A 16,290-nucleotide genomic window follows, 5' to 3' on the forward strand; every position below is an offset into this window, starting at 1 on the left:
GGAGGGCCGGGGCCCCGCGCCGTACGAAGGGCGCGGAGCCCCGGGATGGTGCGTGGGTCAGGCGCCGCAGGTCTTGTCGCCCTGGGCGATCCCGATCGCGAGGTCCGGCAGGGTGATCGCGCCGGCGATCGTGGCGCCGTTGGCGTCGGCGTTGAGGTTCTTGATGTCGGTCCGGCCGCCGGTGGCGTCGAGGCCGAACTGGCCCGGGGTGCCGTCGTTGATGCCGGTGCCCTTGATCCCGGAGCCGTCGGCGGCCGCACCGATGACGTTCGGGGTGGTGTCGCTCGCGTTGAGCGTGGCGGTGGCCGCCTTGAGCGCCTGCGCGTCGAGCACGAGCTTGTTCGCCTGGAGCCCGGCACCGGCGACGAGCTGGTCGCTGGTGAGCGGGGTCGCGGCGGCGGGCGAGGAGATGTTGAGCGACCAGGTGCCGAGGCTGCCGATCACCGGGAGGTTGACCGACTGCGTGGCGTGGACGCAGATGCCGTCCAGGCCCGCCTTGGCGATGCCGACCTCGGCGGCGCCCTTGGCCCCGCCGGCGTCGATGGTGTGCATGACCGCGCCGATGCCCTGCGGTGCGGCGACCGTCTTGGAGCTGAGGGTGAAGGGGACGCTCGTGAGCGAGAGGTTCGCGGCGAGCGCGCCCTGCACCATGGCCGTGGCCATGGCGGCGATGGCCGCCGTCGCGGGCACGGCGAGGAACGCCGATCTGCGCCAGCGGGTGACGCCTCTGGTCTCGTGCTGCATGGGATCTCCAACCGTCGTGCCGCACCGGTCGAATGACACTTTGCGGCTGCCTGTTCGAGAATTGGACAATTAACCGAGAAGTGTCAACACTTCTGACAATCCTGAAAATTTTTCCCGCTGGTCTAGGCTTGGCCGATGGCACGGTTCAGGGAGACGGTCCGGACACTGCTGCGCGAGCGGCTGCTGGACGCCGCGTACGAGGCGGTCGCGGACCGCGGCTTCGACAAGCTGCGCATGGCACACCTGGCGTCCGCGGTCGGCGTCAGCCGGCAGACGCTGTACTCGGAGTTCCCCTCCAAGGAGGCGGTCGGCGAGGCCCTGTTCCAGCGCGAGTTGGAGCGCTGCCTCGTCGGCATCCAGCAGGGCCTGGACGCGCACCCGGACGACCTGCGCGCGGCCGTCGAGGCCGCCGTCGGCTTCACGCTCACGCTGGCCGGCCGGAATCCGCTGATCAAGGCCATGCTGACCAGCACCGGGGAAGACGGACTCCTCTCGTACCTGACGACCCGGTCCGCGGCGGCCTTCGACACGGCGACGGCGATGGCCGACGCGTACGTCACGGACGCCTGGCCCACGATCGACCCGGTGGCGCGCGAACTGGCCGTGGACGCGGCGGTCCGGCTGACCGCGAGTCACATCGTCCAGTCCACGTCCTCGCCCGAGGAGTCGGCCCGCCGCATCGCGGACACCGCGGTCCGGATCGCCCTGAGCACGGGCCGGGAGCGACTCCCCGAATAGTCGTCAGACCCCCGGACAGACCTCAGGGGCTCGGCCCCCGGTACTCCTCCAGGACGGGCCTGTTGCCGATGTCCGGCGACGCGGAGACGGGGAAGGCCCGCACCCCGACCCGGCCCTCGACCCGGTCGAGCGAGCCCCAGCCGTACGCCCGCGAGTCGTCCGACAGGTCGGGGTTGTCGCCCAGGTAGAAGAAGGCGCCCTCGGGCACGGTCCGCAGCTCGGGCCGCGCCGACCGGGTGCCGTCGGGCCCGCAGCAGGCGCTCGTGCGGTGGGCCTGCGCCGCCCACTGGGACGCCACCACCCGGCGCACGGGCCCCCGGCCCCCCTCCTGGAGGAGGACCTGGAAGGGCTCGTCCGGCGTGGAGACGATCGCGACCCGGTCTCCGGGCAGGGCGATCACCCGCTTGACGAGGAGGGCGTCCTTCCCGGTGGCCCGCAGCAGCACGACGTCGAAGCGGTGCGCCTCCCCCGCCGAGCCCGGGGCGACGAGGATCCGGTCGCCCTGGTGGAGGGTGGGGGCCATGCTGGTGCCGTCGACCCGGACGCCGAGGGCCGTGACGGCGACCCCGGCGAGGAGGCAGAGCAGGGCACCGGTCCCGAGGACGGCGCCGGCCGCCCGGCGCGCGTTCACCGGCGTCGGGTGGGGTCCGGCGGGTGTGCGGCGCCGGACCGGTCGATTTCGGTCATGGCGGGAAGGTAGGCCGGGCGGCGGGCGGCGGCTGTGACCGTACCGCTCAGGGTTATTGACCGCGCGTCTGATAAGACCGGGGCGTCTCGCCGGTCCAGCGCCTGAACGCCCGGTGGAAGGCGCTGGGTTCGGAGAAGCCGAGCTGCCGGGAGAGCCGCTCGATCGACACCCGGCCGCCGGTCAGCTCGGCGATGGCGTGGTCGCGCCGCACCTGGTCACGGAGCCGCTGGTACGTCGTCCCCTCGGCGGCCAGTTGGCGCCGCAGGGTCTGCGGGCTGACGGACAGCCGGTCGGCGAGCTGCTCGGGCGTCGGCACCGGCCCGGCGGGCAGCGCCCGGCCGATCAGGTGCCGCACCCGGCCGGTCACCGTACTGCCGTAGTCGGCGCAGACCAGCACGTCGACCGGGGCGCGGCGGAGGAAGACCTTGAGCGCGGCCGCGTCCCGCAGGACGGGTTCGTCGAGGTCCGCCCGGTCGAAGACGGCCGCCGTCCGCTCGGCCCCGAAGACACAGGGCGCGCCGAAGAGGAGGGCGTACTCGCGGGCGTGCCGGGGCTCGGGGTGGACGAACTCCACCCGTCGCAGGCCGATCCGGCGGCGGACGAGCCAGCCGGCGAAGCGGTGTGCCACCAGGACGGTGGACTCGGCGCCGAAGTGGAGGGGGTCGTCGTACCCGGAGACGTCGAACTCCATCCGCGCCTCGTCGGCTTGGCCCGTCCCGCCCGCGCCGGGTTCGAGGAGCCGGAAGCGCGGTCCGGCCGGGAAGAGGGAGTAGAAGGTCTGGGCGCGGCGGAGCGCCTCGCGCAGGTCCCGGCTGCCGTGGACCACGACGTGGGCCATCATGGCGAAGGTCCCGACCTTGCTGGGCGCGCCGCCGAAGCCGATCAACTCGTCGTCGAGCGTGGCCCACAGCGTCCTGACGAGCTGCCCGAACTGTTCCGCCGGGACCCTGTCCGGGGGTTCCTCCAGGAGTGCGGAGGGCAGTCCGGCGCGGGCGAGGAGGGGCCCGGGGGCCACCCCGCGCCGTTCGGCGCCGAGGAGAACGGCCCGTACGTGATGGGTGCTGACCGACGCGTTCACCGAAGCTAGACACTTTCATCGAAGGATGTCCAGGTTCCGACACTCTACTCAGAACTGTAAGGCTCTCGAAGTGCGCATCCCGTGAACGGGACACAGCTCACAGCCGTACCGTCACCCGTGCAACATGCACACCGAGGAAAGAGGGGCAGTACATGAGCGGAGTGGCACGTCGGACGGTGGTCGCGGCGGCGGGCAGCGCGGGCCTGGCGGCGGCGCTCGCCGCCTGCGGGAGCGGCGCGGACGACAAGAACGCGGCGCCGGAGGGCGCGGCGCTGGCGCGGACCGGGGACATCCCGGTGGGCGGCGGGAAGATCCTCGCCGACAAGGGGCTGGTGATCACCCAGCCAAAGGCCGGCGAGTTCAAGGCCTTCTCCTCGAAGTGCACCCATCAGGGCTGCGCCGTGAGCAGCATCAAGGACGGCGTCATCGTCTGCCCGTGCCACCAGAGCCAGTTCGACATCTCGGACGGCAGCGTGAAGTCGGGCCCGGCGCCCTCGCCGCTGCCGCCGGAGCCGATCGAGGTGGTGGGCGAGGAGATCAGCCGGGGCTGACGGCGCCCTCGGAACTCCCGGAGCGTCTGGGGAGAATGAGCTTTTTTCAACCTCGCATCTGCGCTGGTCAAGGGCCTGCGGACGGCTGGCCGCGCCAGTCGGCAACAGCCCCTTGGCCAGCACGTTCATAGCCAGCCACTGCGCGCCGGACTCTCCACCAGACGTAGTCAGCCGCACTGATAACCGGATTGGAGAAGGCTCACTGGCTCTAGAAAACGATCGATCCCACTCGCGCCGCGCGCATGGCTTGCTTCTGCAGCTACCGCACGAACCGCCCATTTCGGTCGCCGGGGATCTCCTGGGGAGAAGTGATGCGGATGATCTCCTCGCCCTATCACCCAAAGGGCCTCTGACCTGGGCTTTCGCGGCTCGACAGACGCTGGGGAGAATCTGGGGAGAACCGGAGCCGCCAACCGCGCCTCACGCCTGCGCCGTCGAGCCCACCCGCCGTTCGATCGGTTGGCCTCGACATAGCCTGCCATCGTCGCCTCACATCACAGCGAGCAACCGCTAGCAGCACCTACCGTGCACTCTCCACCAGGCAAGGACCTCGCCTATATGGCATTTGAAATGCCATAATCCTGTCATGGCTGACGACGACACCGACTTCCCACCCGGCGACGGCCCCACCAGCGGCATCTCCGTCTCCCTGACCGCCGGCACCCTGCAAGCGATCCGCGAGCGGGTCGGCAAGCGGGGCGTGTCCGCGTACCTGGAGAAGGCCGCGCAACGGCAGATCGAACGCGACAACCTCGACGAACTGATCGCCGACTTCGACAAAGCCAACGGCCCCACCGACCCGGAGGCCGTGGCAGCCAAGCGCGCCAAGCTCACTGGCAGACCCTCCACCGGAGCCGGAGCCGGGGCGGCCGCGTGAGCGGCGCACTCATCCTGGACAGCGAGGGCCTGGCCAAGGCTGTGCAGCGCGACCGCGAGGTCCACGAGTGGCTCGCCGCCGCCCGCGACGCCGACCTTCCCGTGATCACCTCGGCCGCGGTGCTGGTCGAGGTGATCCACCCCCGCATCAACGACGCCGCCCTGAAGTGGACGCTGTCCCGGCTCCGAGTCGAGCCGGTCACCCAGGCCATCGCCCAGTCCGCCGCCACCCTGCTACGTACTGCCGGACTGCACGGCCACAAGTACGCCATCGACGCCATGCTCTGCGCCACAGCTCTGGCTCAGCCAGGCCGCGTGACGATCCTGACGTCCGATGTAGAAGACATCGGAATGCTCACCGCCCCTCACAGCCGTGTGACCATCGAGAAAGTCTGATCCGCACCCCCACCCCGGACGGACTGCCGCGCCAGGTCACACCCCTCCGATCCGAAGGGCAAGCGCCGGGCACCGGCGTACCAGGTCTGCGCTCGCGTGGCGCCCATGCCCCTCCGTACGGCGCCTGGGAGCATGGAGACGCCGAAGGGGCAGTGCCCGGTTTCCCGGTCACAGCCCCTTCGATTTGCTCAGCGTTTCAGCGTGAAGCCGCCCCTCAGACGCCGCCCCATCGTGGCGCGTCAGCGGGTGCGCTTGGCCAGACGGGGCGCGACAGCCCGGCGGAAGTGCTCCAGGCGTGCACCGTCGTGCTCGACGTACTCAAGGATGTCGAGCACGGCCTCGGTGTCGCCGCGGGTGGCCTCCCGGTAGAGAGTCCAGATGCCGTCGCGGACCCGGTCGTAAATCTCCGTTTTCACGCTCTCGTCATCCTCGCCGAGGACGACACGCCACAGCGTGAGCATCAGCTCGTCGCGGGTGTCGGCCGACAGCTCCTCCTGGAGCGCGGCCATGATGACGCCCGTCGCCGGGACGGCGACGGGGGCGAGCATCGCCTGGTCTTCGACATGCCCGGCCAGCGTCACCCCGCCCATCTCGGCGACTGACCGGGCGGAGATGATCCGACGCAGGTCCTGGCCGACATGGCCGCGCTCACCACACCGGCATTCGTACGCGCCCCAGTCGATCCGGTCGATCTCGATCATCCAGGGGGCCAAGGCCGTTCCTTCCGCAGTGCGCCTTCGAGCTTGCTCGACTCAGGCAGCAGGACCTCGCACACACCTCAGACGGCCTTCTCCTGCCAGATTTTTCCCATACCGTCCTTGCGGTTCTCCACCCGCATGGCACGGATGAAAACTACAAGGTTCGGGTCCCAGTTGGTGGCCTCTAGGATGTTGATCTCCACGCAGCTGCCGTGGCCGGAGCAGTTCGTAGCGATTTCCCCGGTCTCACAGTGAACTGCGGTCGTCCAGGTTCCCGCCTTGACCTCGCCCGTGGCCTTCCCCCTTCCCTGTCGCGGAGAGTGGAGGGGCCCCCGAGGCGTTGTTCGAGGGTCCAATTACCGGATGTCTGCTTACGCTCGACGTTAGGGATGGACCCCGTTCGGGGCCCCCGGTGCCGGTCTCGGCATCGCCATAGCGGTAACCGTGCGAATCACGCTGCGGGTTGGACGTTCCGGAGGCGCCGGTCGCAGGAGCATCCGCTCCATTCGATAACCGCCAAAGCTCGACGATGGTCGGCCCACAGCCGACCGTGGACCGGATCGTCCAGCATCAGCGGCTCGATCCGTCCTCACATGGCATCAGTGATGATTAACCGGACGAACACATCCGATCAAAGAGACATAATCTAGCCGGTCAGGAGGCCGACCGGAGGAATTCCTCGCAGAAGGCCTGCTTCCCCTGCTCGGCCTCCAGAATCTCGAGGAGCTCGCGCGCCTCCTGCCGGCCCCACGGATTGTTGAGGAACTCCCGGTAAATCAGGGTGAGGCCGCCCCGCAGAACCCGGAAGGTGCAGGCATACAGACTGGAGGATTCGGGGTCCTCGTCCCCACCCTCCCCTGCGGCCAGTTGCAGCATCAGCCACAGAACGTGCTCGGCCTGCTTTGGCGCCAATCCGTCGGCGAGCATGCCCAGCGCCACCGAGGCCACGGCCGGCGCTGGGTCCTTCAGGAACGAGGCCTCAAACGCGTGTCCGTCCATGGCGTGCAGCGCAGCCGGGGCGCCGGTGAGGACGTCCTCCATCAGCCCGTTGAGCAGGTGGGGGGCGGGCAGGCCGCAGCCGCACCGGATCGCAGCCCAGTCGTGTCGGCGAATCTCCGCCCGCGCGATACTCAGCATCTTTCCCAACTCGGTCGGTATCTCCCGCCACTGCCCGCCCGTCCTGAACCGCCAGATCACGCCCTCGAACTGCTGCCGCAGCCGCTCAGGGTACGGACCGTACTCCCTGATCGGCAGGTACGGCTCGATGAACTCCCACTCCGGATCGGCTAGCTGCACTCGCGTCATGCAAGAAGCTCTACCAATCCAGGCCCCACGGCGAGGACGCCTCCCGGAGATTGATCACGACTCGATATACACCCTAGTACACATAAGATCAGCAGATCACACCGAATGAATCTCAAGAGCTCCGGGCACGATTACCACAAATCCGATGTCTTCCATTCGACGCACGCTGGCACGTTCCCGCCTGTCAATAGGAACTCTTTCAGCGCCTCTCGCACAAGCGCGATGGGGACTTCGCAGTTCTCTGGATACTCCATCGGATGCCCGGCGAGAAAATAAGCAGTCACTGGTTCACTTCCAGGCATACCAGCCGTGAAGATGTTCCCCACATCTCCATCCATGAAAGCAATGATCCCAGCGTTTCGGTCGCGGGAAACACCGACCATGACCTCATGGTCGGGGAACCCAGATGGCAACAGCGGCCGATCCAACGAGTGGAGTTGCGCGAGGTTGTGGTCCGCCGGCCCCGACATCAAGTCGTCGATCAGCCTGTCAACGGCCTCCGGAGATGCGATGATCACCGGATCCCGCGCATGCTCTTTCCGATAGTACGCGTCAAGGCTCGTCATCGTTTCCCTCCCCAAGTGACTTGGTCCCATTCGCCATTACTGTCCATCCAGTGGACCGTCAATTTTTTATCCCCAAGCAGCGCATTCATGAGGCCGTCCTGACAGCCAAGGACTGGTGCCCCGCAGGGGCCGCCCGGGTGATTGATCACAATCTCCACGCTTGAGATCGAGTCATCAGCCAGCATCATGGCAGCAATCTTCTGTTCGGCGTGATCAGCAAAGCCAGAACCGGCTCGACCTCTCAGCAGGCCAAGGCCCCGAAGCCTCTCGTTGACGATACCAATCAACTTACTATCCGCCTGACGCATTCCACTGGCAGTCACCATAGGCTCACCATTATTGTCCACACCCCGAGCGACCGTGATGTTGTCGGGAAGTTGAGCGTGCTCGACCTCCCGATCGAAAGTGCCATTGCCGTCAGACCCACACGAATTGTGGACCAAGATTGGCGTGCCGCCTGCCACAACATAGTACGTGTGAAGTTCATCGACAGTCAGGTTGTAGCGGGTGGCAGCCCCTGGTGCCCGCTGGACCTTGACGACGTACGCCGTTTTCCCACTGGCCGTCATGAGCTTGTGGCCGGGGATCAGGCCCGCTGCTGCAGTCCAGCTATGGCTGGTTTCATCCCAGAAAGGGTGCTCTGACGTAGTGTGGATCGTGTCGGCTACACCGTCTGGAAGCCGGATGCTGAGGTCGATCAGATCGCTGTCATCGTGGGCCCAAGTGGCCACGACCGTGCGTGATCCCTCGTCTTCACCAGAGTCAGGATCGGCTGCTTCAACCTTGTCGCCTGCGGTGATCTCGGCGATCGGCTTGGCCGTGCCGCCCTCCATGAGTACGGGGGTTTCAGGCGAGAAGCTGCAGGTGGTGCCGGAGTTTCCGGTGCTTGGTTCGTCCGCGTGAGTCGAGGCACTTGCTGAGGACTCCGCCGCGTCCTGGGGAGTGCTACCCCTCTTGGGGGCCGCTGCGTTAGCGCCCGCCACGTCCTCAGTGGCGGCCTTCGCCGCGCCGCCGGCCGAGGCCGCGCCCTTGGGGCCTGCGGAGCTGGCTTCGCCCGAGGCCTTGGCTGCACCCGAGGCCTTGGCCGCGGCGAAGGCTGCTGATCCCTCGCCCTCCACGGCCGGATGGAAACTGGCTACCGCACCACAACCCATGGCCGCGCAGTCACCGCCGACGGCGCCCGTGACGATGCCCGCCGCCTCACCCGTTGCGAGCACACAGCCCGGCGCAAGAATCGGGGCTCCCGCACAGCCGGTCCAGAGCACGGCCACGACCACGACTACAACCACGACCACAACCACGGCCTCGATGACCGGAAGGGCCTTATTCAGGTAGTGGCCGGTGCAGTCCCAGAATCCGTCACAGTCGTCATCGTCACTACCGCCGCCGCCAGAGGACGTGGTGGTGATCGTCTCGGTCTTTTTCTCCTTCTTGGTGATTGTGGGATGGCCGGGGTTCTGGCCGTAGCCGTCGCAGAGGTCCTTGGGGCAGGCGCCGCTAGGGTCACTCGTGCTGGCGGGATTGTCAGCGGCGTAGGTATAGCCGCCCATCTGGTTGGGGTCGCCGGCCTGAAAGACCGGGTCCGGGCTCAGGAACCGGCCCGTGGCAGAGTCGTAGTTACGGACACCGAGCAGGTTCAGGCCCGTAGAGGTGTCCAGCGGCTGGCCGAGGAATCCGCGGTTCTCGTCCGGGGACACCCAGGAGGTGGGTTTCGGGCCGCGTGTGTTGCCGTAGGGGTCGTAGTAGCGGCGTGTCGCGAGGAGGGTGCCGGCCTCGACGGACGTCGTCGATGTTCCCTGTGCGTTCGGAACCTGGTAGGAGACGGCGCCTGTGCTGGTGCGCGTAATGGTGGTGCCATCTGGGCCTGTGTAGTGGCGCAGGCCGGTCCAGGTCTTGGCCGCGACGTTCAGGGTGATCTGCTCGGCACCGCCGAAGAGGTACAGGATGCGGGTCTTGTCGGTGCTACCGGCCATGCTGGTCTGGATGAGTAGCTGGCCGTCGGCGTCGTACAGGTACTTGCTGGTGTTGCTGGTGGTTCCGGTCGGAGTGGTGACGGCGGCCGTCCGGCCCTCGGCGTCGTATGTGAGGGTCTGGGTCTGGCCGGCGGGGACAGCGCCGGTGGTGGAGGTGGTCCACACCTGGCCGGCGCTGCCGCAGGCGTCCAGCTTGAGCTGAGTGCCTGCGGTGGCGCTGGCGGCCGGGTCGGTCAGGCAGACCGTGCTGTTGGCCGCATTGACCAGGGTGCCGGTGGTGGTTGCCTTCCACTTCTGTGTGGCGTCCGCGCTACAGGTGTCGATCACCACGAGGGTGCCCGCGGCGGTCGCGTTGGCGACCGTGTCCAGGCACATGCCGAGCACCTTGACAGTGCCGTCCGTGCCGACGGTCCACTTCTGCGCGGTGCTGGTGCCCGAGCAGGTACCGACCTGGACCTTGGTGCCGGCGGTGACGGCGCCGCCCGCCGTCTCGATGCAGAGCTTGCCGCCACCGGAGATGGTGAAGCCAGTGGTCAGCGGGCCGGTCGTGGCGACCTTCCGGCTGACGGTCTTGCCGCTGTTCTTGTTGCCGTACGCCGGGTCGGCGTAGCCGTTGGTCCACGAGGCGCTGCCGGTGGCCGGGTTGTTGTTGACCGTGGCACCCGCCTGGTTGGGCAGGTTGGCGGCCGCGGTGCCGTCGGCTCCGGTGTACGCGATGGACTGGGTGGTGTCGGCGAGCGCGTTACCGCCCGGGTCGTGGTTGACCATGCCGGTGCGGTCACCGAGCTGGTCGAAGGTGTATGTCTGCCAGTACGGGGCCGGGCCGCCGACCGTGGTGGTCTTGATCTGGCCGGAGCTGGTGGTCTGGACCTTGGCGGTATTGCAGCCGCCGACTGCGCCCACCGGAGCCGCCGACGGAGAGGTGATCCCCGCGGTGTCCGTCCAGGCCTGGGTCAGGCGCTGGAAGGAGTCGTAGGTGAAGCACTGGGTGTCGTGCGTGGTGTTGTTCTGCAGGTCGTCGATCGCGGTGATCTCGCCGGCCTGGTTGTAGCGGTAATTCACGACATCGAGAGCGGTGGTTGAGGTCTGCGCCATGCTGCTGGTCTGCAGGACCCGGCCGGTCGTGCCGTCGTACTGAGCGAAGGTGGCCAGCTGCTTGCCGCCAGGACCGTAGTTGGTCTGCTGGACGCGGCCGAACGCGTCGTGCACGGTCGTGGAGAGGTAGGCGGGGGTGTTGGCCGCGTTGATGTACCCGCCGAAGGTGTCCAGGTTGCCCTGCTGGGTGTATCCGTAGTCGACGTCTTCCATCGGCAGGTTGCCGTCGGCCTGGTAGTAGGTGGTGGACAGCAGACCGAGCGTGGGTGTGTAGGCGGCGGCCATCGTGTATGTGACGGTGCCGCTCGCGGGCGCTGCGGACTGCCCCGCGGCTGCGAAGCCCTCCGTCGCCGGGATGGTCAGGGTGTTGCCCGTCGGCTGGTAGGCCGTGTTGTAGCCGGTGACGGCCTTGGTGTACGCCTTGCCGGATGCACCGCCCACATAGCGGGTCGAGGAGGTCGGGTACCCCTTGGCCAGGGTGTCGTACACCCAGCTCGCCTGCTGCTTGGCCGGTTCCGGGGTCTCCTGCCACGCGCCGGAGTACTCGCCGGTGCGCCGGTTGTTCCAGTCGTAGGTGAAGGACAGCACCTGGCCGCGCGGGTCGGTGGTCTGGAGCAGGTTGCCGGCGAGGTCGTACTTGTCGAATGTGCTGGTACCGGTGTTGGGGTCGATCTGCGAGACCTTCTGGCCCAGGAAGTTGTACGTGCTGGACCAGGTGTTGCCCGCGTTGTCCTTGACCGTGGCGACCTGGCCGCCCGGCGTGTACGTGTACGTCGTCGTCGCGTTGGCCGCCGGAACCCCGTTGACGGTGCCCTTCTGCCACAGCACCGTGCTGTTGTCGCTGGCGACCACGGCCACTGTGGAGTCGGTACGCACCCGGAACGTGGAGCCGGTCGTGGCCGCCAGGCCCGTCGTCCACTTCGAGACGTTGGACGTGGTGTACACCGCGAGGTTGCCGTCGCTGCCGAACTTGGCGTAGGCGCCGGGGTTGCCTGCGGTGCCGCTGGACCAGATCGTCTTGCCGGTGGCCAGCCCGCTCAGCACCAGGTTGCCGTCCGCCTGCATGACCAGGCGCACGGTGTTCGAGGCGATCGAGGTACCCGAGGGGATGATGTCTCCGCTGCGGAGGGTCACCGTCCCGCCGGTGTTCTTGACCACGCTGCGGACGGTTTGTCCCAGCCCGTTGGTGAACACGGCCGTGGACCGCCCGCCCGCGGAGGGGATGTTGTCCGTCTCGTCGGCGCCGGGGTAGCTGGTCGAGGTGTGCCACTGCTCGATGGCCTGGTGCCACAGGGTCGACCTGGTGGACCGGCCCTGGCCGTCGTACGTCGTGGTGGTCTCGGCCGGGATCTGGTTCTCGTTGGCCGCGAAGAGCGTGCTGGAGGGCCCGGTGGTCGGCTCGTAGTACGGGGCGTACGAGGTGACCGGCCAGCCGTGCGAATCGTAGAACGTGTCGGCCACGATCCGGCCGGTGTCGTTGTCGCCCTGCGGCATGCTCTGCGACTGGCGCGGCTGGAGCATGCCGTCGTAGATCGAGATGCTGGTGGCGTATGTGCCGTCCTCGCGCAGGGTCTTGGTGGTCACCGAGGTCGGTGCGCCGGGCTGGGTGACCGTGCCACCGGGGGCCGCGACGGCGCCCGGGTTCACGGAGTAGCTGAAGGTGCGGTCGGCGCTCTTGCCGGCTCCCTTGTCACGGCCGGGTAGCCACACGGCGGTGCGGCGGCCGAGCGCGTCGTACGTGATGTCGGTCTTGCGCCCGTTCACGTCGACGTGCTGGGTCTCCAGCCCGCGCAGCGGGGAGTGCGTGGAACTGACCACCCAGTTCTGGCTGTTGGTGGTCTTGACCGTGGTGGGGTTGGTGGTCTTGCCGGAGTCGCTCCATGCCGGGGTGAAGTCGGTGTGGGTGTTCTGTCCGGTTGCGTCGAGGGCGTCGGTGATCCGGCCGATGTCGTCGTACTTCATGGCGGCCGTGGGCTGCCAGTTCTCGTTGGTTCCGGTGAAGCCGGTGGCCATCTGCGTGCCGGTGACCGTGGCTGTGGCCGAGACCTGGCCGAAGGTCCCGAGCCCTGTGAGGGTGCCGTCGCCCTTGTAGTAGATCTTCCGGTCGGACAGCAGGTTCGAGGCATCCACGGCCGTGCCGCAGGGCCCCTGGACCACGGTGGCCTGGGCCGGGTACGAGAGCATCTGGGGGTTGGTGGACGGGGCGCTCGCATACGTCGTCGTCGAGCACTTCTCCTGGCTCGGATCGCTGACGTCACCGTGCGCGTCCGTGCGGGAGAGCCGGCCCTGGGCGTCGTACGTCGTGTCCGTCCGCGTGTGCCGCCAGGTCCCGTCCGCGAGTTTCGCGTAGCCGTGGCTCTGGGTGCTCTGCATCCGCCGGGCCACGAGCGGGGGCAAGGTGGACAGGGCCGGTTTGGTCTCGCCCGGGTGCTCCGTCTGCTCCCAGCCGCTCCACGCGGTCTGGGGAACGGTCGCGGTGTCGGTGGAGGTGAAGGGGCCGTTCACGCTGGTGGACGTGATCGAGCCGCCTGCCGCCGTGTAGATGTCCTTCTGGAGCTCGGTACCCGCCAGCTGGTCGGCGTCGGTGACGGTCTGGACGACCACGCCGTCGACCTTGGCGTCCAAGGTCACCGAGCGGCGGGTGCCGTCGGCCTTGTAGTCGCCGTCCATGCCCTGGAGGTACGTGGAGACCGTCTGCGTGACGGGCTCGGGGGCGCGGCCGGTCTGGACCGTCACCGTGCGGAAGCCGCGGAACTGGTTCCAGGTGCGGTACTGGTCGTCCGTGAAGGCAGAATCGTCGCGGTGCCATGCGGCGCCCGCATAACTGTACGTAGCCACGCGGGCCGCGGAACCGGCCGGGGCCGCCGTGCCGTTCGGCTTGTACGTCGACGCGATCGTCAGGTCCGAGGTGGTGACCTGACGGACCGTGACCTTGTTGAACCAGTCCTCGATCGGCTTCGAGGCGCCCGGAACGGTCCAGTACACCGGGTAGCAGGAGTTGGTGTTCGAGTCCGCACTGGCGAAGGACAGCGTTTTGCCCGCACAGGGGGTGAGGTTGTAGTCGACGGCGATCGACTCGCCGGTCTCCGTCTGGATCGAGGAGATGCGGGGGTGATAAAGCGGCGGGGCTGACGGCATCACGTCGTTGACGCGGTTATCGATCTCCGTGCCCGTGAACGCCACCTTGTTCAAGGTGATGTCACTGTTGCCGTTCCCGTAGGTGTCCTTGCCCGTGTGCTGGACTGTCTGGAGCCACATGACCGCCTGGAGGAAACCGGAGTGCTCCGGGTCGACGGAGGTGCCGGTGACCGGGTCGGCGGTTCCGCCGGCGTCGGAGAAGACGTGCCCGAGCTGGTAGGAGTCGACCGGAACCAAACCCTTGTCGGTCGTGCCCTCCATGACGTGCACCTTGGTGGTGATGCTGTCCAGTCGGGTGGTCGACCAGAACGTCGGACCCGCGATCACGCACACGTCCTTGGGAACAGTCGTAGCGCCGTCCGGAATCGTCGTGGTGTCCGTGGAGTCGCAGTGCAGGTCCCACGGCGTGTCGGGCCAGTGCGGAGAGGTCTCGTCCTTAAGGTTTCCGGCAGAGCAGTCCGTGAACGTAGCGGTCGGCTGACAGCGCTGCTTGGAGTTGAAGAGGACCTGGGCCGAGGGGGTACGTTTGGCCAGAGCGTCGTCGAGCGTGTAGCCGTACGAAATCGAGGTGAGCGTGCCTCCCCGAATGTAGGAAGTCAGCGTGCCGAAGTCGCCGTCGGCTGCCTGGCCTCCGCCGAGGCTGTAGTAGTTGGATTCCGTGGAGTAGTCGTATCGCTGGATGAGGCCGTTGGGCGAGACGACGAAGTCGAGGTTCCAGCGCCAGCCCTCGGGCTTGGCACACCGAGATGCCTTGCCCTTGGCCGAGTCGTAGCACGGGTCACCCGACTGTGGGTGGAAGACCGGCTCGCCCCAGGCGGAGTCGGTGCTGTCGTCTGTGGGGGTGCCGGACTGCGGGACGGCTGCGGTGCCCACGCCGGCGGGCGCGTGGTTCGAGCCGAAGTAGGCGGCCGAGCCGTCGGTGGTCAGGACGCGGAAGTAGGTGCCGTCCTGAAGGCCGTTGGCAGCACCGGAGAGCTCCTGGACGATGGTGCCGTCGTCGCCGCGCAGCTTCCACTGGCGCAGCAGGCCGGGGACGTCCGAATCCTTGGTATCCGGTATGAGGACTCCGGAGTGCGGGCCGAAGGAGATCTGGGCATTGGCGCCGGTCCAGCAGTTGTCGGCGGAGCCCTTGAGGATCTTGTCGCCGTTGCCGTCGCGGAGGCTTCCGCAGCCGCGGTAGGTGCGCTCGACGAAGCCGGGGTCGTAGTTCCAGCCGTCGCCGATCCAGGAGGACTGGGAGTTTCGGGCCGAGGTCTCTCCATCCACCGCCTGGGAGTCGTAGGAGAGTGCGACGGAGGGCGCGTTGCCTCCCAGGCCGGCGGGGACGGAGATCGGATACGAGTAGGTGAAGGATCCGGTTCCGCTGGCCTGCCAGCTGCCCGAGGGGTTGAGGGAGGTGGCTGCGTAGTCCCCCTGCGAGCCGCCACTGCCGGAAGTCACCGCAAGGGCCGTGCCCTCGGACGCCTGGGCGGAAGTCGCGGTCATCGACGCCGCGCCGGCACCCTCAGTGGTGGCCGTATCGAGCCTGATGGTGGCGGTGAGCTGGTCTGCCGTGGCCCGGTTGGTGAAGGGGACCGCGGTGCGGGTACGACACTGGGCCAGCTGTGGAGTTGTGAGGGCGCAGGCAGGCATCCGGACGAGCTGGAGGCGAGAGCCGTATCCACCGCCGTACGCCTTGGCAAGGGTGCTGTAGTCGATGACGACCTGGACCTCGCCAGATGCTTCCGTCGACTCGGAGGGGGCCAATGCGAGCAGCATGCCGTTGACGCCGACTTCGAGGGCTCGCTCATGCGGGGCTACCCGGACGCGGACACCGGCTGGCGATGCGGGGCGCTTACCGTACGCGGAGGCCTTGCCGGATCCGCCGGGTGCCACCCACACGGGCAGGGCACCCGCCTTGATGAGGCCGTTCCCGGACTTTTTTGCGCCCTCAGTCGACTTGGCACCGTCACTTGGAACCGCGCCGGCGCCGAGCTGGACCGTTGCGGAACCGGCCTTCGGCCAGGAAGGCTGAGGAGCCTGGTAGGGCTTCAACGGCCGGTAGCCGCTGGGGCGCCCCGGCATCGGGCCTTTCGACAGTTCGTGCCCGGTCACTCCGGCAATCGAAGGTACTGGCTTCGGGTTCCAGACCTGCCCCTTGAAGGTGTAGTGCCCGGCCTGCCCCCCACGCCCCTCCCAGTCGTCCCTGTCACCGGTTCCCGGCAGCCTGAGCGTGACCCCCTGAGCGGACGAAAGCGGCAGAATCAGAGCCAGAGTGGTGAGAAGTGCTATGCCCAGAAGCGGCCTTCCACCCCAAAGCCGGAGTCTCTTGCCTGTAGATCTTCGACGTCGACTTGCCACCTGGCTCCCCCGCACATCCGGCAACCCGATCAGGACGCCGCAGCTCACGACCACACGATGCGCATGATCACCGGGAGGCTATTGATGTTGTGGGGGCTTAATCA

11 protein-coding genes and 1 pseudogene are annotated in these 16,290 nt (G+C 67.9%); 4 read left to right on the plus strand and 8 right to left on the minus strand.

What is annotated here, in order from left to right; translation table 11 throughout:
- Window positions 1-57: 57 nt before the first annotated feature.
- A complete protein-coding gene (locus tag SVTN_RS06030; RefSeq protein ID WP_041128120.1) occupies window positions 58-744 on the minus strand; it encodes a DUF6230 family protein in 687 nt (228 codons plus the stop codon).
- 135 nt (window positions 745-879) lie between these two features.
- Here SVTN_RS06030 and SVTN_RS06035 point away from each other — a divergent pair, with 135 nt between their 5' ends.
- Entirely contained in the window at window positions 880-1,482 is a 603-nt protein-coding gene (locus SVTN_RS06035; protein ID WP_041128121.1) for a TetR/AcrR family transcriptional regulator, read from the plus strand.
- A gap of 22 nt (window positions 1,483-1,504) precedes the next feature.
- Here SVTN_RS06035 and lepB read toward each other — a convergent pair whose 3' ends face one another.
- Together lepB and SVTN_RS06045 are read right to left on the minus strand one after the other, a co-directional pair.
- A complete protein-coding gene (gene lepB, locus SVTN_RS06040; protein WP_041128122.1) occupies window positions 1,505-2,113 on the minus strand; it encodes a signal peptidase I in 609 nt (202 codons plus the stop codon).
- Between the two features lie 109 nt (window positions 2,114-2,222).
- Window positions 2,223-3,248, minus strand: coding sequence for an AraC family transcriptional regulator (locus SVTN_RS06045; RefSeq protein ID WP_041128123.1), 1,026 nt, complete (start codon window positions 3,246-3,248; stop codon window positions 2,223-2,225).
- Window positions 3,249-3,400: 152 nt separating this feature from the next.
- Here SVTN_RS06045 and SVTN_RS06050 point away from each other — a divergent pair, with 152 nt between their 5' ends.
- The 3 genes from SVTN_RS06050 to SVTN_RS06060 all read left to right on the plus strand — a co-directional run bounded on the left by SVTN_RS06050 (window position 3,401) and on the right by SVTN_RS06060 (window position 5,071).
- Window positions 3,401-3,799 carry a Rieske (2Fe-2S) protein gene (locus SVTN_RS06050; RefSeq protein WP_041128124.1) on the plus strand — a complete coding sequence of 133 codons (399 nt, stop codon included), beginning with the start codon at window positions 3,401-3,403 and terminating at the stop codon, window positions 3,797-3,799.
- A gap of 586 nt (window positions 3,800-4,385) precedes the next feature.
- Window positions 4,386-4,676 carry a hypothetical protein gene (locus SVTN_RS06055; RefSeq protein WP_041128125.1) on the plus strand — a complete coding sequence of 97 codons (291 nt, stop codon included), beginning with the start codon at window positions 4,386-4,388 and terminating at the stop codon, window positions 4,674-4,676.
- Window positions 4,673-5,071 (plus strand): type II toxin-antitoxin system VapC family toxin, encoded by a 399-nt coding sequence (locus tag SVTN_RS06060; RefSeq protein WP_041128126.1) that lies wholly within the window; start codon window positions 4,673-4,675, stop codon window positions 5,069-5,071. Before SVTN_RS06055 ends, SVTN_RS06060 begins: the two co-directional genes overlap by 4 nt.
- Window positions 5,072-5,310: 239 nt before the next feature.
- Here SVTN_RS06060 and SVTN_RS06065 read toward each other — a convergent pair whose 3' ends face one another.
- The 5 genes and pseudogenes from SVTN_RS06065 to SVTN_RS06080 form a co-directional block, all read right to left on the minus strand.
- Entirely contained in the window at window positions 5,311-5,772 is a 462-nt protein-coding gene (locus SVTN_RS06065) for a hypothetical protein (RefSeq protein WP_041128127.1), read from the minus strand.
- A gap of 77 nt (window positions 5,773-5,849) precedes the next feature.
- A complete protein-coding gene (locus SVTN_RS46105) occupies window positions 5,850-5,972 on the minus strand; it encodes a hypothetical protein (protein ID WP_281192302.1) in 123 nt (40 codons plus the stop codon).
- Between the two features lie 922 nt (window positions 5,973-6,894).
- Window positions 6,895-7,074, minus strand: a pseudogene (locus SVTN_RS46565) (transposase); the annotation flags it as partial.
- A 131-nt stretch (window positions 7,075-7,205) separates the two neighbouring features.
- Entirely contained in the window at window positions 7,206-7,640 is a 435-nt protein-coding gene (locus tag SVTN_RS06075; protein WP_041128128.1) for an Imm1 family immunity protein, read from the minus strand.
- Complete coding sequence (locus tag SVTN_RS06080; protein WP_159026428.1) at window positions 7,637-15,940, minus strand: polymorphic toxin-type HINT domain-containing protein; 8,304 nt, start codon at window positions 15,938-15,940, stop codon at window positions 7,637-7,639. The genes SVTN_RS06075 and SVTN_RS06080 overlap by 4 nt, the downstream gene beginning before the upstream one ends.
- Window positions 15,941-16,290: the final 350 nt, after the last annotated feature.

The organism is Streptomyces vietnamensis (assembly GCF_000830005.1).
GTDB classification, from domain to species: Bacteria; Actinomycetota; Actinomycetes; order Streptomycetales; family Streptomycetaceae; genus Streptomyces; species Streptomyces vietnamensis.